This is a genomic window from Streptomyces sp. NPDC041205 (assembly GCF_055591765.1).
The window spans coordinates 1398631-1415402 of the sequence record NZ_JBVIZH010000001.1 but is presented as its reverse complement, the minus strand read 5'-3'; the positions used below and the strand labels follow the sequence as shown (position 1 = coordinate 1415402).

Annotated in this window: 16 protein-coding genes; 14 read left to right on the top strand and 2 right to left on the bottom strand. The window is 72.7% G+C overall.

Going from position 1 to position 16772, the window contains the following annotated elements:
- Positions 1-122: 122 nt before the first annotated feature.
- The 3 genes from ACZ6BG_RS06095 to ACZ6BG_RS06085 all read left to right on the top strand — a co-directional run bounded on the left by ACZ6BG_RS06095 (position 123) and on the right by ACZ6BG_RS06085 (position 3583).
- Entirely contained in the window at positions 123-896 is a 774-nt protein-coding gene (locus ACZ6BG_RS06095) for a YidC/Oxa1 family membrane protein insertase (RefSeq protein ID WP_468997399.1), read from the top strand.
- A gap of 142 nt (positions 897-1038) precedes the next feature.
- Positions 1039-1896 (top strand): fumarylacetoacetate hydrolase family protein, encoded by an 858-nt coding sequence (locus ACZ6BG_RS06090; RefSeq protein WP_468997398.1) that lies wholly within the window; start codon positions 1039-1041, stop codon positions 1894-1896.
- A 115-nt stretch (positions 1897-2011) separates the two neighbouring features.
- On the top strand, positions 2012-3583 hold the full coding sequence (locus tag ACZ6BG_RS06085) for a choice-of-anchor A family protein (RefSeq protein ID WP_468997395.1): 1572 nt from the start codon (positions 2012-2014) through the stop codon (positions 3581-3583).
- A gap of 85 nt (positions 3584-3668) precedes the next feature.
- Here ACZ6BG_RS06085 and ACZ6BG_RS06080 read toward each other — a convergent pair whose 3' ends face one another.
- Positions 3669-4172: a heme-degrading domain-containing protein gene (locus tag ACZ6BG_RS06080; protein WP_468997393.1), complete on the bottom strand. Its 504-nt coding sequence runs from the start codon at positions 4170-4172 to the stop codon at positions 3669-3671.
- A complete protein-coding gene (locus ACZ6BG_RS06075) occupies positions 4169-5251 on the bottom strand; it encodes a Gfo/Idh/MocA family oxidoreductase (protein ID WP_468997391.1) in 1083 nt (360 codons plus the stop codon). Before ACZ6BG_RS06075 ends, ACZ6BG_RS06080 begins: the two co-directional genes overlap by 4 nt.
- 56 nt (positions 5252-5307) lie before the next feature.
- Between ACZ6BG_RS06075 and ACZ6BG_RS06070 the strand changes: the two genes are divergently transcribed.
- The 11 genes from ACZ6BG_RS06070 to ACZ6BG_RS06020 all read left to right on the top strand — a co-directional run bounded on the left by ACZ6BG_RS06070 (position 5308) and on the right by ACZ6BG_RS06020 (position 16739).
- Entirely contained in the window at positions 5308-6462 is a 1155-nt protein-coding gene (locus tag ACZ6BG_RS06070) for an ROK family transcriptional regulator (protein WP_468997389.1), read from the top strand.
- Between the two features lie 208 nt (positions 6463-6670).
- Positions 6671-7414 carry a hypothetical protein gene (locus ACZ6BG_RS06065; RefSeq protein WP_468997387.1) on the top strand — a complete coding sequence of 248 codons (744 nt, stop codon included), beginning with the start codon at positions 6671-6673 and terminating at the stop codon, positions 7412-7414.
- A 208-nt stretch (positions 7415-7622) separates the two neighbouring features.
- On the top strand, positions 7623-8411 hold the full coding sequence (locus tag ACZ6BG_RS06060; RefSeq protein WP_468997384.1) for a GntR family transcriptional regulator: 789 nt from the start codon (positions 7623-7625) through the stop codon (positions 8409-8411).
- Positions 8412-8573: 162 nt separating this feature from the next.
- Complete coding sequence (locus tag ACZ6BG_RS06055; protein ID WP_468997382.1) at positions 8574-9695, top strand: TIGR03364 family FAD-dependent oxidoreductase; 1122 nt, start codon at positions 8574-8576, stop codon at positions 9693-9695.
- Positions 9696-9700: 5 nt separating this feature from the next.
- Complete coding sequence (locus ACZ6BG_RS06050) at positions 9701-10399, top strand: phosphonatase-like hydrolase (RefSeq protein ID WP_468997380.1); 699 nt, start codon at positions 9701-9703, stop codon at positions 10397-10399.
- Positions 10396-11448, top strand: a complete 1053-nt coding sequence (locus ACZ6BG_RS06045) for an ABC transporter ATP-binding protein (protein ID WP_468997378.1) — start codon at positions 10396-10398, stop codon at positions 11446-11448. Before ACZ6BG_RS06050 ends, ACZ6BG_RS06045 begins: the two co-directional genes overlap by 4 nt.
- Positions 11441-12313: a 2-aminoethylphosphonate ABC transporter permease subunit gene (locus tag ACZ6BG_RS06040; protein WP_468997375.1), complete on the top strand. Its 873-nt coding sequence runs from the start codon at positions 11441-11443 to the stop codon at positions 12311-12313. The genes ACZ6BG_RS06045 and ACZ6BG_RS06040 overlap by 8 nt, the downstream gene beginning before the upstream one ends.
- Positions 12300-13127, top strand: coding sequence for an ABC transporter permease (locus ACZ6BG_RS06035; RefSeq protein WP_468997371.1), 828 nt, complete (start codon positions 12300-12302; stop codon positions 13125-13127). The genes ACZ6BG_RS06040 and ACZ6BG_RS06035 overlap by 14 nt, the downstream gene beginning before the upstream one ends.
- 60 nt (positions 13128-13187) lie before the next feature.
- Complete coding sequence (locus tag ACZ6BG_RS06030) at positions 13188-14264, top strand: 2-aminoethylphosphonate ABC transporter substrate-binding protein (protein WP_468997369.1); 1077 nt, start codon at positions 13188-13190, stop codon at positions 14262-14264.
- Entirely contained in the window at positions 14198-15880 is a 1683-nt protein-coding gene (locus ACZ6BG_RS06025) for an alkaline phosphatase family protein (protein ID WP_468997982.1), read from the top strand. Before ACZ6BG_RS06030 ends, ACZ6BG_RS06025 begins: the two co-directional genes overlap by 67 nt.
- A gap of 79 nt (positions 15881-15959) precedes the next feature.
- Positions 15960-16739 (top strand): HAD-IIA family hydrolase, encoded by a 780-nt coding sequence (locus ACZ6BG_RS06020; protein WP_190113904.1) that lies wholly within the window; start codon positions 15960-15962, stop codon positions 16737-16739.
- Positions 16740-16772: the final 33 nt, after the last annotated feature.

The window sequence follows — 16772 nt, the reverse complement described above, 5'->3', positions numbered from 1 at the left end:
CCCGCGAGCGCGCGCGACAGCGCCCGCGGAAGCGATCACCGACCCCGCGCGGGTCGTCATGCCGACACGTCCGCCTCCCGCTGAGGCATTCCGGCACGACGAGACCCCCGGAGGGCTCACCCATGTCTTTCTTCGCCGGCCTGGTAGCCGACCTCGCCGACCTGCTCGCGCCGCTGTTCCACGGCTCGGCGATGGCCGCCGCCATCGTCGCCGTCACCATCTGCGTACGCCTGCTCGTCCACCCGCTGTCCCGGGCCGCCGCACGCGGCCAGAAGGCGCGCGCCAAGCTCTCGCCGCAGATCGCCGCGCTGCGCGAGAAGCACGCCAAGAACCCGGAGAAGTTCCAGAAGGCGCTCATGGAGCTGCACCGCAAGGAGCAGGTGTCCCCGCTGGCCGGCTGCCTCCCGGGCCTCTTCCAGCTCCCCGCCTTCTTCCTGCTCTACCACCTGTTCTCCAGCTCGGACATCGGCGGCAAGGCCAACGAACTCCTCGACCACAAGCTGTTCGCGGCACCCCTCGGCGGACGCTGGGCCGACGCGCTCGGCGACGGCGGCCTCTTCGGCGCGGCCGGTCTGCTTTACCTCGCGCTCTTCGCCCTCGTCGCCGCCGTCGCGACCTTCAACTACCGGCGTACGAAGCGACAGCTCGCCGCGAACCCGCCGGTCGCGCCCGGTGCGTCCGGCGGCGAGCAGGCGCCCGGCGCCGGTGCCATGGCGGCCATGACCAAGTTCATGCCGCTGATGTCGTTCATGACGCTGTTCACCGTGGCGGTGGTGCCGCTGGCGGCCGCGCTGTACGTCGTGACCAGTACGACGTGGAGCGCGGTGGAGCGGGCCTTCCTGTACCGGGACATGCCGACCGGGGCGGGCGCGATGGGCGCCGCCGCCGTGATGTGACGGTCCAGTACGTGAACGGGGTCTTGCGGAGCGGACGCCGAGCTTGGAGGATCGGCCAAATCGCCGATGCTCGCACTCATCGGCGGCACCTCCGATGGCCGCACACCATCCGGGACCCCGCTCGACCCCAGGGAGTCACACCATGAAGTTGCTGCGAGTCGGTACGGCGGGCGCCGAGCGTCCGGCGCTGCTCGACGCCGGGGGCACCCTGCGCGACCTGTCCGGCACGGTCGCCGACATCGACGGCGCGCTGCTCGCCGACGACGCCGCGCTCGCCCGCGTCCGCGCCGCCGCCGACGCGGGCACCCTGCCCGCGCTCCACCCGGCCGGCCTGCGGATCGGGCCGCCGCTCGCCCGCATCGGCAAGGTCGTGTGCATCGGCCTGAACTACCACGACCACGCGGCCGAGACCGGCGCCGAGCCGCCCGCCGAGCCCGTGGTGTTCTTCAAGGCGGCGGACACCGTCGTCGGGCCCGACGACACCGTGCTCGTACCGCGCGGCTCGGTGAAGACCGACTGGGAGGTCGAGCTGGCCGTCGTCATCGGGCGCACCGCCCGCTATCTGGAGTCGCACGAGGAGGCGCTCGCGCACGTCGCGGGGTACGCGGTCGCGCACGACGTGTCCGAGCGCGAGTTCCAGATCGAGCGCGGCGGCACCTGGGACAAGGGCAAGAACTGCGAGACCTTCAATCCGCTCGGCCCCTGGCTCGTCACCGCCGACGAGGTGCCCGACCCGCAGGCACTCGGCCTCAGGCTCTGGGTCAACGGCGAGCTGAAGCAGGACGGGACGACGGCCCAGCAGATCTTCCCGGTCGCGGAAGTGGTGCGCTACGTCAGCCAGTTCATGACGCTCTACCCGGGCGATGTGATCAACACCGGTACGCCGGCCGGGGTCGCCCTCGGCCAGCCGGAGCCGAAGCCGTATCTGCGGGCCGGGGACGTGGTGGAGCTGGAGATCGACGGCCTGGGGCGGCAGCGGCAGGAGCTGAAGGGGGCCTGACGTCTGGTCGGGTCCCGCGGGCGTAGGCCAATGGGGGAAGCGGTGAGCGTGTCTCCCATTAGTTTTGTCTTAATTACGCATATTTCCGAGTATGCGAAGAAAACGTTCAGCGTATGTGGCGGCGGCAGTCACCGTCGCGGCCGCCGCCATCGTCGGCGGCCTGGCCGGGCTCGGGGTCGCCGACCCCCTGCCCGGCGGGCTCGGCCCCTGCAAGGGCGCGGCCTGCCCGGAGAACGGGTTCCCGGAGGTGAACAACGGTCCGGTGGCGGGCCGGGACGAGAACATCAACGTCTTCGTCGGCGAGAACATGCTGGTCCGCGAGGCGGCCGCGGAGGCCGAGGGCAAGGTCGTCGTCCTCGGCGAGTTCGACCAGAACAAGCGCGCCGGAGCCTCGCAGATCTACAACGTGGGCGTCGCCGGTGTGGGCTCCCGGGTGCCGCCGCCCAACGGCTCGGACTTCCTGACGGTCGGCGGCGACCTGACCGTCGCCACCGGGCAGCGGCTGCTCGCCGAGGAGGGCAGCATCTCCGGAGTCGTGCGGTACGGCGGGGCCGTCCTCAGCGGCCGGGTCACCCCCACGCCGGTGTACGACGCCAACGCCGCCGACAAGTACGCGATGCTGCCCGCCCAGCTGACCGAGGCCAGCCAGTGCTACGCGTACGAGAACGGCTCGCCCCGCGAGACCACCGGCACGGCGGTCAACAACGGCAGCGAGACCGTCTTCACCGGTGACGGCACGTCCAAGATCCAGGTCTTCAACGTGGACTTCGACATGGTCAGCCGCACCGGCGGCGACCAGGGCATCTCCTTCAGGAACATCCCGGACGACGCCACCGTGCTCGTCAACCTCGTCGGCGACGCCCGCACGGTGCGCACCTACAGCGGCCTGCTGTCCGGCGTCAGCCGCGAGAAGCTGCTGTGGAACGTGCCGGACGCCTCCTCGGTGCGGTTCGGGGGCAGCGGGCAGTTCCAGGGGAGCGTGCTCGTGGGGTCGCCCGGCAGCTCGACGACGGTGACCCTGCCCGGCATGAACGGACGCTTCTTCACGGTGGGTTCGCTGACCCACACCTCGCTGGCCGGGGGCGGCCAGGAGATCCACGCGTACCCGTTCACGGGCGATCTGCCGTCGTGTACGTCGCCGTCGCCGTCGCCGTCGGACAGTGATGGCCCGAGTCCGTCCCCGTCGGACAGTGATGGCCCGAGCCCGTCCCCGTCGGACAGTGACGGCCCCAGTCCCTCGCCGTCGGACAGTGACGGCCCCAGTCCCTCGCCGTCGGACAGTGACGGCCCGAGCCCGTCCCCGTCGGACAGTGACGGCCCGAGCCCGTCTCCCTCCGACAGTGACGGCCCGAGCCCGTCCCCCTCGGACAGCGATGGCCCGAGCCCGTCCCCGTCGGACAGTGACGGCCCGAGCCCGTCTCCCTCCGACAGCGACGGCCCGAGCCCCTCGCCGTCGGACAGCGACGGCCCCAGTCCGTCCCCGTCGGACAGCGACGGGCCGAGCCCGTCCCCGTCCGACTCGCCCACGCACCCGCAGCCCAGCCCCAGCAAGAGCGACGAGATGGCCCACACCGGCACCTCGTCCGGTGAGCTGGCGCTCGTGGGTGCGATCGCCGCGGCCCTGGTCGGCACCGGTGTCGGGTTCGTGGTGATGATCCGCCGCCGCGCCGAGGACCAGGTGGACTGAGCGGACTGAACCGAGGAGCAGGTGATCCGGGCGGGCCGTCCCGCGTGCTGAGCGCGCGGGACGGCCCGCCCGGTCGTACGGGTCGTCAGGACGCGGTGAAGCGCTCCAGGGCCGCCACCACCAGCGCGTGATCCGCGACCTGGGGGAGGCCCGAGACGACCACCGTGCCGATGACGCCCGCGCCCTCGACCGCGATCGGGAACGCGCCGCCGTGCGCCGCGTACCGGTCGGGGTCGAGGCGCGAGGACTCCTCGAACGTCGTGCCCTTGGCGCGGAACCTGCTGCCCACCAGGTACGAGGAGCAGCCGTAGCGCTCGACGACGCGGCGTTTGCGGTCGATCCACGCGTCGTTGTCGGGCGTCGAGCCGGACAGCGCGGCGTGGAACAACTGCTGGCCGCCGCGCCGGATGTCGATGGCGACCGGCGCCTCGCGCTCGCGCGCCATCTCCACCAGGAGCGAGCCGAGCGCCCAGGCGTCGTCGTACGAGAAGCGACGGAGCATCAGGCGGCGCTCCTGCTCCTCCAGTTCGGCGATGGAGGGGGCGGCGGGGGCCGGGGCCGTCGCCGGTGCCGTGGGCCGCGTCGTCACAGCGTCACCGCCACGCCCTCGCGGGCCGAGCGGCGCGCGGCCTCCAGGACGTCGAGGGCCGCAGCGGCCTCCCGCGCGGTGACCGGGTTGTCGCCCTCGCCGCGCAGCGCGGCGGCCACGGCGGCGTAGTACGCGGGGTAGTCGCCCGGCAGCGTGGGCTCGGGGCGGCCGCCTCCGGTCAGCGGGGACTCGCCCGAGCCGACCTTGCCCCACAGGGCCTCCGGCTCCACGCCCCACGGGTCCTCGTCCGTCGGCCGCCTGCCCTCGCGCAGCGCGGCCTCCTGCGGGTCCAGGCCGTACTTCACATAGCCCGCCGCCGAGCCGAGCACCCGGAAGCGCGGGCCGAGCTGGGCCGTCGTCGCGCTCACGTACAGGTGCGAGCGGACGCCGCCCGCGTGCGTCACGGCGATGAACGTGTCGTCGTCGGCCTGCGCGCCCGGCCTGCGCACGTCCGCCTCCGCGTACACCGCCGCCGCCGGGCCGAACAGGACCAGGGCCTGGTCGACCACATGGCTCCCCAGGTCGTACAGCAGGCCGCCGATCTCCTCGGGGTCGCCGGACTCGCGCCAGCCGCCCTTGGGCTGCGGGCGCCAGCGCTCGAAGCGGGACTCGAAGCGCTGGACGTCGCCGAGGCCGCCCTCGGCGAGCAGCTTGCGCAGCGTACGGAAGTCGTTGTCCCAGCGGCGGTTCTGGAACACCGAGAGCAGCAGGCCGCGCTCGTCCGCGAGGGCGGCCAGGTCGCGGGCCTCGGCCGCGGTGCCCGCCAGCGGCTTGTCCACGACGACCGGCAGGCCCGCCTTGAGCGCGGCGGTCGCGAGCGGAACGTGCGTCTTGTTCGGCGACGCGACGACGATCAGGTCGAGCTCGTCCGCCCGGTCCCACAGCTCTTCGGCGTCCGCCGCGCAGCGCAGGTCCGCGCCGAACTCGGCGCGCGCCTGCGCCTGCCGCTCGGCGTTCGACGTGACGACCGTGTCCAGGGTCAGGCCCTCGGTCGCGGCGATCAGGGGGGCGTGGAAGACGGAGCCCGCGAGGCCGTAGCCGATCAGGCCGACGCGGAGGTCGTTCGTGCCTTGAGTCATGCCCTCTACTTTGGCAACGGTGTTGCCAAAGTGCAAGCGAGGCCCACAATGGGGGTGTGAACAGGGAGAACGAGGCCGCGTTCGGCGGCGGGGCGAATCTGCGGGCGCTGCGCGGGCACAACGCGGCGCTGGTCCTTGACCTGCTGCGGGGTGCCTCCGGCGGTGGGGGCGGGGGCGTCGGTCGGCTTGAGCTCGCTGCTCGGACCGGGCTCACGCCGCAGGCCGTCAGCAAGATCGTCGCTCGGCTGCGGGGGGAGGGGTTGGTGGCCGACGCGGGGCGTCGGGCTTCCACCGGGGGCAAGCCGCAGACGCTGCTGCGGCTTGTTCCCGGGGCCAGGTATGCGGTGGGGGTGCATCTTGAGCGGGACTCCCTGGTGGCCGTGCTGGTCGACCTGACCGGGGTCGTCGTCGCCGAGCGGCGGGCCGGGCTGGACTTCGCGGGTGGGGTCGATGCCGTGGTGGAGGTTGCCGCGGGTGCGGTTGCCGCGCTGGTCGGCGCGGCGCCGACCGGCGCGGAGGCGGCGGGGGCGGTCGTCCTCGGGGTGGGGGTCGCCCTGCCCGGGCCCCTCGACCACGCCTTTGGGGTGTTGCACCGCGTGACCGGGTTTCCCGAGTGGGACGGGTATCCGCTGCGGGATGTGTTGGCGCGGCGGCTGGGGTTGCCCGTGGTGGTGGACAAGGACACCAATGCCGCCGCGCTCGGGCTCGCGCTGGGCGGGGCCGCCGAGTCGTTCGCGTATCTGCACCTGGGGACCGGGCTCGGGGCCGGGCTCGTGCTGGGGGGCGGGCTGTACCGGGGGGCGCGGACCGGGGCCGGGGAGTTCGGGCACCAGGTGGTCCAACTGGACGGGCCGGCCTGTGAGTGCGGTGATCGTGGGTGTGTCGAGGCGTTGTGTCTGGCCGCCGTCGCGCGCGGTGACCTCGACGAGGCGGCGCGCGTGCTGGGTACCGCGGCGGGCAACCTGGTCGCGCTGCTCGACATCGACCTCGTGCTGCTCGGCGGGCGGACCGTCGGCGCCGCCGAGGAGTTGTTCGTACGGGGTGTGGGTGCCGTCGTCGCCGAGCGGGCCCGGCGCGAGGGCGCGCGGGCGGCCGTCGGCGTGCGGGTCGCGCCCGGCGGTGACCGGGGGGTCGCGGAGGGCGCCGCGCAACTCGTCCTCGCCCCGCTGTTCGGCCGGGCGAGTGCCGCCTTTCCCGCCAATCGGACTTGACGAAGAATCGGCTGTTGGAGGGGAATCGGCCAGCCGAACGGGTCGCCGACGGCGGTGGGGCGGGTGCGGGGTCGCGCGCGCGTGGCAGGGTCTGGGCCGCGACCCGTTGCCGCCCGGCCGCTTTCCGGGCAGCTCAACGGGCGCTGTTCCGCCGTCAGTTCGGCCGTCCCCGACGCCCCCGCGTCCCGGCCGCCAGCAAGGGCTCCCCATGCGACTTCGCAGTTCTCTCGCGGCAGGCGTCGCCGCCGCCGTCACCCTCGTGCCCGCCGGGGCCGAGGCGGCGGCCGCCGGCGACCCGTCGCGCGAGGGCGGCCCGGGCGCGCCGCGGCCCACCTGCGCGAAGGGCGCCGGGGACGGGTTCCCGATCGGCACCCGCATCAGCGGCGGCCCCGCCACGTACGAGCGCGGCGGCGGCTTTCGCGACTGGTCCCTGGAGCTGACCAACACCACGGACGACACCTGCGGAAACGTCCACCCCGTCATCGTGCTCGTCGACGGCACCAAGTCTCTGAGGCCCCGTCAGGTCCAGTTGGAGTACGACGACGGGGCGCGGCGGCGGCCGGTGCGGTTCGAGCGGACGGACCGGGGCGAGACCATCGGCGTCCTCGGCGGCGCCGGGCCCGACGCGGGCCCCGGCCTCACCCTCGCCCCCGGCGGCACCCGCACCGTCGGCGTCCGGCTCGCCTTCACCTCCGACACCGCGCCCGGCGGCGTCGTGGCGAGCGCCGCCGTGGTGCGGCGCCGTGACGACGACGGGGACTGGGTGGGCGCCTCCAACGACTACGTGTTCGACATCGTCGGGGCGGGCGGCGCGGCCGCCGAGTCCCCCGGCGAACTCGCGAAGACCGGCCCGGGGCGTCTGCCCGGGCTCGGGGTCACCGCCGCCGCCCTCCTCCTCGGCGGCGTGGCCCTTGTGGTGGGATCTCGGCGCCTTCGGGCCAGAGGGAGCTGACACAGCCGTCCCGCCGCCTCCGAAAAGGCCGTGTCCGTGCCGCCCCAGCCGAAGCACCACCCGGCGGCACGGGCCCGGCCTTCTCCGCGCCCCGGCCCGCCGCGTCCCCACGTGTCCCCGCCGTGAACCGGCCGTACCCCCGCCGCCCCGCGCCCCACGCGAGGCACGCCCGCCCACCCCCACCCCCGCGACGTGCGAACATCTGCCCGTGGACAAGCCCAACGCCGCCCCGCCCGACCACCTGCGCGACCAGGCTCCCGGAGCCCCGATCCGCTCCGGCATCCCCGAGCACGGCCGCATCCCGAAGTACTACGCCGTCAAGGCCCGCATCGCGGAGCTGATCGACGAGTTGGGCGACGGGCAGGCGCTGCCGACCGAGCGGGACCTGGCCGAGCGGTACGAGGTCGCGCGCGAGACCGTGCGGCAGGCGCTGCGCGAACTGCTCCTTGAGGGCCGTCTGCGCCGCCAGGGCCGCGGCACCGTCGTCGCCGGGCCCAAGCTGGAACAGCCCCTGTCGCTCGCCAGCTACACCGAGGGCGTCCGCAGGCAGGGCCGCACCCCCGGACGCAGCCTCATCTCCCTCGACCGCTTCCCGTGCCCGGCCGCGCTCGCCGCCGACATAGGGGTCCCGGTCGGCGAGCCCGTCTGGCACATGGAGCGGGTGCTGCTCGCGGACGAGGAGCGGGTGGGCCTGGAGTCCACGTACGTCTCCGTGGAGCGGGTGCCGCGCCTGGACCGGGACTTCGAACCCGACTCGTCCTTCTACGCCTACCTGCGTGAACGGCTCGGCATCCCCTTCGGCGACGCCGACGAACGCATCGAGACGGTGCTCGCCACCCCGCGCGAGGCACTGCTCATCGGCACGCCGCCCGCGCTGCCGATGCTCCTGATCCACCGCGTATCGCGCGACACCGGGGGGCGGCCCCTGGAGCGCGTGCGCACCCTCTACCGGGGCGACCGCTTCTCCTTCACGGCGCACCTGGCCAGCGAGGGCTGACCGGCCCCGCGGCGCGCGCGGCCAACTCCCCCTTCCCGGCGGCCGATCGACCCCTCATGATTACGGAACGATAACGGGTCTAGTCCAAGCTTGATGGGCCGTTCACCGTCCCGTTGCCAACCGGCCCCCGCCGGGTCACCCGTCGACAGGAGCGTTGCCGTCGTGAGAGTCATCGTCGTAGGAGCCGGCGTGGTGGGAACCATGCACGCCTGGCACGCAGTGGAGCGCGGCCACGAGGTCGTACAGATCGAGCGCGAGAGCGAGGCCCGCGGGGCGTCGCTCCGCAACTTCGGCCAGATATGGGTCAGCGGCCGCGCGGGCGGGGAGGAGCTCGACACCGCGCTGCGCGCCCGGGAGCTGTGGGAGGACATCGGCGCCCGCGTCCCGGGGCTCGGCTTCCGGGCCATCGGCTCGCTGACCCTCGTACGCAACGAGCGCGAGCGGGCCGTCGCCGAAGCCGCGCTCGCCCGCCCCGACGCGGCGGCCCGCGGCTACAAGCTGCTCGGCGCCGCCGAGGCCCGCGCGCTCAACCCGGCCCTGCGCGGCGAGTTCACCGCCGCCCTGTGGTGCGAGCGGGACGCCGCCGTCGAGCCGCGCACCGCCCAGCTGCACCTGCGCGCGGAGCTGCTCAAGTCGCCCCGCTACACCTTCCTGCCCGGCCGCGAGGTCCGCGAGGTCGTGGGCGCGGGCACCGTGCGCGACGACCACGGCGACGTGCACCGCGGCGACGTCGTGGTGCTGTGCACCGGCGCCTGGCTCGGCGGGCTCGTGCGGGAGCTCGCGCCGGAGCTGCCGGTGCGCCGCGTCCGCCTCCAGATGATGCAGACCGCCCCGCTCGGCGAGCCCCTCACCACGTCCGTCGCCGACGCCGACAGCTTCCGCTACTACCCGGCGTACAAGTCACCGGAGCTGGACGCCCTCAACGCCGGGCAGGCCCAGGCGCCGACCGCCGCCGCCCACAAGATGCAGCTGCTCATGGTGCAGCGCGCCGACGGCGGCCTGACCATCGGCGACACCCACGAGTACGAACACCCCTTCGCCTTCGACACCCTCGAAGACCCCTACGACCACCTCACCGAGGTCGTCGAGGGCTTCCTGGGGCGCCCGCTGCCGAGGATCAGGCGGCGCTGGGCGGGGGTGTACGCGCAGTGCGTCGACACCGGCCGGGTCGTCCACCGCGAGCAGGTGCGCGACGGCGTCGTGCTGGTCACCGGGCCCGGCGGGCGCGGCATGACCTGCTCGCCCGCCATCGCCGAGAAGACCGCCGACGAGCTGGGATGGTGACGGAGATGACCGCGTACGAGAACGTCCGACTCGTGGTGCTCGACATGGCGGGCACCACCGTCGCCGACGGCGGCCTGGTCGAGCAGGCCTTCGCCGCCGCCGCGCGCGAACTCGGCGTCGAGGAGGGCTCCGCCGACCACGCCGCGAAACTGGAGTACGTCCGCGCCACCATGGGCGAGTCGAAGATCTCCGTCTTCCGGCACCTGTTCGGCGACGAGGCGCTCGCGCGGCGGGCGAACGTGGCCTTCGAGAAGGCGTACGGGCAGCTCGTCGACGGCGGTCGCATCGCCCCGGTCCCCGGCGCCCGCGAAGCCATCGAGGAGCTGCGGGCCGACGGCCTGACCGTGGTCCTGAGCACCGGCTTCGCCCGCGTCACCCAGGACGCCATCCTCGCCGCCCTCGGCTGGCGCGACCTGGTCGCCCTCACCCTGTGCCCCGCCGACGCGGGCGGCCGCGGGCGCCCCTACCCCGACATGGTCCTCGCCGCGTTCCTGCGCACCGGCGCCGCCGACGACGTCCGCGAGATCGCCGTCGCCGGTGACACCGCGTACGACATGCGCAGCGGCGTGCGGTCCGGGGCCTCGGTCGTCGCCGGGGTGCTCACCGGCGCCCACGACGCGGCGGCCCTCACCGACGCCGGGGCCACCCACGTCCTCGGCTCCGTCGCCGAACTGCCCGCGCTGCTCCGGGGTTCCGGCCGATGAGCAGCGGCATACGCTTCGACTCCGTGTCGGTCGCGTACGGCGGGAACGTCGTACTCGACGGCCTGGATCTCACCGTCGAGCCCGGCGAGGTCATGGCGCTCCTCGGGCCGTCCGGCTCCGGCAAGACCACCGCCCTGCGGGCCGTCGCCGGGTTCGTGCGGCCCGCGTCCGGGCGGGTGCTCATCGGCGACCGCGACGTCACCTCGCTGCCGCCGCACCGGCGCGGCATCGGCATGGTCGTCCAGCAGTACGCCCTGTTCCCGCACATGCGGGTCGAGGACAACGTGGCCTTCGGCCTCAAGGCGCAGAAGGTCTCGCGGGCCGAGATCCCCGGGCGGGTCGCCGACGCGCTCGAGCTGACCGGCATGGGCGCCTACGCCAAGCGGTATCCCCGGGAGCTGTCCGGAGGGCAGCAGCAGCGTGTCGCCATCGCTCGGGCTCTTGCCATCCGGCCGGGGGTGCTGCTGCTCGACGAGCCGCTGTCCGCGCTCGACGCGCAGCTGCGGTCCGGGATGCTCGCCGAACTCGCCCGTCTGCATCGGGAGTTGCCCGACGTCTCCATTCTGTACGTCACCCATGACCAGGTCGAGGCGCTCACCCTCGCCGATCGGATCGCCGTCATGGACCGGGCTCGGTTGCAGGACTGCGGGACTCCGCAGGAGCTCTACCGGAGGCCCCGGAACGAGTTCACGGCTTCGTTCGTGGGCAACGCGAATCTGCTCCCTGTCTCTGTGGGGGAGGGGTCGGTCTCCCTGGGCGGGGCCGAGTTGAAGGTCGACACCGGGGAGGTGGCCGCGGGGGTTTCGGCGACCTTGTGTGTGCGGCCGCATCTGGTCGGGCTTGGGCCCGGGCCCAACGCGCTCGCCGGGACCGTCACCGAGGTCCAGTGGCGCGGAGCCACGCATCGGCTCTACGTCGACGTGGACGGGCAGCCGGTGAAGGCCGACCTTCGGGAACTCAGGAAGCCGCCCTCGCTCGGCGAGGAGGTCACGGTGCACTTCGCCCCCGAGGACGCGGTGCTGCTCTCCGCGGGAGTCACCCATGACTAGCGTCACGCTCACCGCGCCGACGAAGAAGGCCAAGCCCCCTCTCAAGGTGCCCACATGGGCATGGGCTCTGCCGCCCGTCGCCCTTCTCGGGCTCGTCTTCCTCTACCCCCTCGCCCTCGTCGTGCAGCAGTCCGTGCGGCCCGACACGGGCGGGACCTCGCTGCAGCCGTACTCCGATGTGTTCGCGTCCGAGTCGTTCCGGGAGGCGCTCGGGACGACGGTGTGGCTGGCCGTGGGGGCGACGGTCGGGTGCCTCGTGCTCGGGTTCGCGCTGGCGCTGGTCATCGCGTTCGTGCCGTTTCCCGGAGGGAAGGCCGTCGCGAAGTTCATCGATGTGTTCCTGTCCTTCCCGTCGTTCCTGATCACGCTCGCGCTGCTGTTCGTCTACGGCACCAAGGGCATGGCCAACGGGCTGTGGACGGATGCCACGGGGGCGGGCGGGGACGGTCCCTTCCAGTTCCTGACGACGCCGTGGGGCGTGCTGCTCGCCGAGATCACGTACTTCACGCCGTTCGTGATGCGGCCGCTGCTCGCCGCGTTCTCGGCGATCGACACGGCCCAGCTGGAGGTCGCCTCCTCGCTGGGGGCGCGGCCCCTGCGGGTCGTACGGCAGGTCATCCTGCCGGAGGCGCTGCCCGCGCTCGCCGCCGGCGGCAGCCTCGTCCTGGTGATGTGCCTGAACGAGTTCGGGATCGTGCTCTTCACCGGGGCCAAGGACGTCACGACGCTGCCGATGCTCGTCTACAGCAAGGCGATGCTGGAGTCCGACTACCCGGCGGCCTGTGTCGTCGCCGTCGTCAACATCGCGATCTCCGTGGGCCTCTACGGCCTCTACCGGGTGGTGAGCCGTCGTGCTGGTGCATAGCCGCAAGGGCAAGTGGGCGACCTGGGCCCTCTTCTTCGTGCTGTTCCTGCCGCTGTTCGCGCTGCCGCTGCTCGTGATCGTGGCGGCGTCGTTCGCCGGGCACTGGTCGGGGGCGTTCCCGTCCGGCTTCACCGGCGAGCACTACTCGGCCGCCACCCGCGGCGAATCCCTCCAGGCCCTCACCACCAGCCTGCTCACCGCACTCGGCGCCAGCCTCATCGCGCTCGCCGCGGGCACCTGGGCCGCCCTCGCCGCCGCCGCGCTGAAGGGGCGCGGGGGCGGCACGTCACGGCTGTCCCGGCTGTGCGGGCGGACCCTCGACACCCTGTTCATGCTGCCCGTCGCCGTGCCGTCGGTGGTCGTGGGCCTCGCGGTCCTCGTCGCCTTCAGCAAGCCGCCGATGATCCTCAACGGCACGTCCACGATCGTCGTCCTCGCGCACGCCATTCTTGTCACGGCGTTCGCCTACCAGTCGGTCGCGGCCGCCATCGTGCGTCTCGACCCGGCGTACGAGCAGGCCGCGGCGTCCCTGGGCGCCCGGCCCGCGTACGTCCTGTGGCGGGTGAAACTGCCCCTGCTGCTGCCGTCCCTGACCGCCGCCGCCGGGCTCTGCTTCGCCCTGTCCATGGGCGAGCTGAGCGCCACGATGATGCTCTACCCACCGGACTGGACCCCGCTGCCCGTGCGGATCTACGCCGCCACCGACCGCGGCGCCACCTTCACCGGCGCCGCCCTCGCCGTGGTCCTCATGACGGCGACGCTGCTCGTCCTGTTCGCCGTGTCGAGGGTCCGCACGAAGGCCTCCTACCGCTGACCACCCCCCAACTCCCCGTCCCCTGTGTTCCGTTGTGACTCGTTAGGAGTACGACACGTCATGTCCCGCCACCCCCGCGTCCCCGTCCGCACGCTCGCCGCCCTGTCCGGCTGCCTCGTCCTCGCCGGCACCCTCACCGCCTGCGGCGGGAACTCCGCCGCCTCCGACGCCAAGGTCGTCACCGTCTACAGCGCCGACGGCCTCAAGGGCGAGAACGGCGACGGCTGGTACGACAAGGTCTTCAAGGACTTCGAGAAGAAGACCGGCATCAAGGTCAAGTACGTCGAGGGCGGCTCCGGCGAGATGGTGCAGCGCGCCGTCCGCGAGAAGTCCAACACCCAGGCCGACGTCCTCGTCACGCTGCCGCCGTTCATCCAGCAGGCCGACGAGAAGGGCCTGCTCCAGGCGTACGAGCCCAAGGGGTCCGAGCAGGTCGACGGCGCCAACAAGGCGTCCGACGGCAAGTGGACCTCCGTCGTGAACAACTACTTCGGGTTCATCCACAACAAGAAGGAACTGGGCGGCGCCAAGGCCCCCAAGACCTGGGACGAGCTGACGGACTCCGCGTACAAGAACAAGCTCCAGTACTCCACGCCCGGCGTCGCGGGCGACGGGACCGCCGTCCTCATCAAGGCGATGCACGACTTCGGCGGCAAGGAACCCGCCATGAAGTACCTGGAGAAGCTCCAGTCCAACAACGTCGGCCCGTCCGCCTCCACCGGCAAGCTCGCCCCCAAGGTCGACAAGGGCGAACTGCTCGTCGCCAACGGCGACGTCCAGATGAACTACGCGCAGTCCAAGGACATGCCGAACCTCGGCATCTGGTTCCCGGCGAAGAAGGGCAAGAAGCCCACGACCTTCGCCCTGCCGTACGCGGCCGGTCTGGTGAACAAGGCGCCGCACAGCGCCAACGCCAAGAAGTTCCTCGACTACCTGCTCAGCCGCACCGCGCAGGCGCAGGTCAGCGAGATCGGCGGTGGCTTCGCCGCCCGCAAGGACGTCAAGGCCACCGACGCCAACGCCATCGCCCTCGACAAGCTCATGGACGGCGTCGAGGTCTTCGAACCGGACTGGGACGACATCTCCAAGAACCTCAAGTCGTACGTGGAGGACTGGAAGTCGGCCACCGGCAGCTGAGCACCCTCGCCGTCGCCTCCGACGGCAACGAGCCCGGACCAACGCCCCTGCACCGCCAGGGGCGTCGGCATGCCCGCACGTCTCGCCCCCCAACTCACCTGGAGTTTCCCGTGCCCCACGGCCCGTCCCGCCGCTCGCTCCTCGTCTCCGCCGCGTCCCTCGGCGCCGCCCTCGCCGTCACCGCCGGACCGCTCGCCACCGTCGCCCGCGCCGCCGCGCGCAAGCCCAAGGTCCTGATCATCGGCCTCGACGGCGCGCTCCTGAACCGCATCAAGGACGCCGCGGCTCCCACCCTCACGTCCCTGATGGCCGACGGCCTCACCGCCCCCAGCGCCCTCTACGCCAACCCGCTCGCCCCCACCTCGTCGGGCCCCGGCTGGTCCACGCTCCTCACCGGCGTCTGGCCCGACAAGCACAAGGTCCTCAACAACGACTTCACCGGCCACGACCTCGCCCGCTACCCCGACTTCATGACCCGCGCCGAGGCCGCGAAGCCGTCCCTGAACACCTACGCCGTGTCCTCCTGGGCGCCCATCACCGACACGGTCTTCTCGCCGAAGGTCGACGCCCGGGTGTCCACACCGGCCGCCGAGTACGACACCGGCACCACCGCGCGGGCCGTCGCGCGGCTGCGCGACACCGACCCGGACGCCGTGTTCGTGCAACTCGACAACATCGACCACGCCGGGCACAGCAGCGGCGCCGCGAGCCAGGCCTACCTGGACGCCATCCGCACCGCCGACGGCCAGGTCGGTCAGCTGGTCTCCGCCGTCACCTCCCGTGCCTCGTACGGCGACGAGGACTGGCTGATCATGATCACCGCCGACCACGGGCACACCGACGCGGGTGGGCACGGCGGGTCCAGCTGGGCCGAGCGGCAGACGTTCCTCATCGCGCGCGGCGGCGGGACGGCGGCCGGGTCGGTGCGGCACGACGTGCGCATGCCCGACGTCGCCGCCAGCGCGCTCGTGCACCTGGGCGTCCCGATCGACCCGGCCTGGGGCCTGGACGGCCGCCCGATACAGCAGCCGTCCCAGGACGACTTCGACGCGCTGCGTGCCACGCTCAAGCCGCCCGTCGACGAGACCGGCGTCGGCGCGGGCGTCATCGGCTTCACGCACACCCCGCCGAGCGGCTGGTCCGTCGACAACTCCCGGATGGGCGGCGGCGGGGTCACCGAGTGGCGGGGCTGGTCGTTCACGACCGACGAGTTCTGGACCAAGACCCAGCGCGACCAGCAGCGCGAACTCAACATCCGCGCCCGGAACGTCTTCGCCGTCGCCGACGGCGACGAGTGGTCCGACAAGGCCGTCACCGGCACCTTCGACTCGACCCTGATCAGTCCCGCGTACGAGGTGCGGGGCGGGGCCGCCGCCACCCTCAAGTACACGACCTTCTACCGCCACGAGGCGCCGCAGCGGGGCCAGGTGCTCGTCTCCTACGACGGCGGGGCGCCCGTCGTCGTGAAGACCTACGCCGTCGACACCCCCTCCGTCGTCGAGTCGCTGCGGCTCCAGGTCCCGGCGGGCGTCCGGACCGCTCGGGTCCACTTCCGCTACACCGGAGGCAACAACTGGTTCTGGGTGATCGACGGGGTGAAGATCAGCGCATCGTGATTAGGCTGGGGGCGTCGGCACACTGTCGTCCCGGCGCCCCCAGCAGCATCAGTTCGCGCAGACCGCAGGAGTGCACCCCATGGCAGAGCGCAAGCCCATCGAATCGTGGCTCACCGACATGGACGGCGTGCTCATCCACGAAGGCGTGCCGATCCCCGGCGCCGACGCGTTCATCAAGAAGCTGCGGGACTCGGGCAAGCCGTTCCTCGTCCTCACCAACAACTCCATCTACACCGCCCGTGACCTCCAGGCCCGGCTCAACCGCATGGGCCTCGACGTCCCCGTGGACAACATCTGGACCTCCGCGCTCGCCACCGCCAAGTTCCTCGACGACCAGCGGCCCGGCGGCACCGCGTACGTCATCGGCGAGGCCGGTCTCACCACCGCCCTGCACGACATCGGGTACGTCCTCACCGACCACGCCCCCGACTACGTCGTCCTCGGCGAGACCCGCACCTACAGCTTCGAGGCCATGACCAAGGCCGTCCGGCTCATCAACGGCGGCGCCCGCTTCATCTGCACCAACCCGGACGAGACCGGGCCCTCCACGGAGGGGCCGCTGCCCGCCACCGGCGCCGTCGCCGCCCTCATCACCAAGGCGACCGGCAAGCAGCCGTACTTCGCCGGCAAGCCGAATCCGCTGATGATGCGGACGGGGCTGAACGCGATCGGGGCGCACTCCGAGACGAGCGCGATGATCGGTGACCGCATGGACACGGATGTCCTCGCCGGACTGGAAGCCGGAATGGAGACCTTCCTCGTCCTCACGGGTCTCACGACCCGCGCGGACATCGACCGGCATCCGTTCCGCCCGTCCAACGTGGTCGACTCCATCGCGGACCTGGTCGACAGGGTCTGAGAGTTCCCTGCGGGGCGGGCCGGGGGACGTGCC

Coding starts and splice junctions, on each gene's coding strand:
- ACZ6BG_RS06020 (WP_190113904.1), top strand. CDS start 15,960: ATGGCAGAGCGCAAGCCCATCGAATCGTGGCTCACCGACATGGACGGC.
- ACZ6BG_RS06050 (WP_468997380.1), top strand. CDS start 9,701: ATGACCGCGTACGAGAACGTCCGACTCGTGGTGCTCGACATGGCGGGC.
- ACZ6BG_RS06030 (WP_468997369.1), top strand. CDS start 13,188: ATGTCCCGCCACCCCCGCGTCCCCGTCCGCACGCTCGCCGCCCTGTCC.
- ACZ6BG_RS06065 (WP_468997387.1), top strand. CDS start 6,671: ATGCGACTTCGCAGTTCTCTCGCGGCAGGCGTCGCCGCCGCCGTCACC.
- ACZ6BG_RS06075 (WP_468997391.1), bottom strand. CDS start 5,251: ATGACTCAAGGCACGAACGACCTCCGCGTCGGCCTGATCGGCTACGGC.
- ACZ6BG_RS06045 (WP_468997378.1), top strand. CDS start 10,396: ATGAGCAGCGGCATACGCTTCGACTCCGTGTCGGTCGCGTACGGCGGG.
- ACZ6BG_RS06090 (WP_468997398.1), top strand. CDS start 1,039: ATGAAGTTGCTGCGAGTCGGTACGGCGGGCGCCGAGCGTCCGGCGCTG.
- ACZ6BG_RS06040 (WP_468997375.1), top strand. CDS start 11,441: ATGACTAGCGTCACGCTCACCGCGCCGACGAAGAAGGCCAAGCCCCCT.
- ACZ6BG_RS06095 (WP_468997399.1), top strand. CDS start 123: ATGTCTTTCTTCGCCGGCCTGGTAGCCGACCTCGCCGACCTGCTCGCG.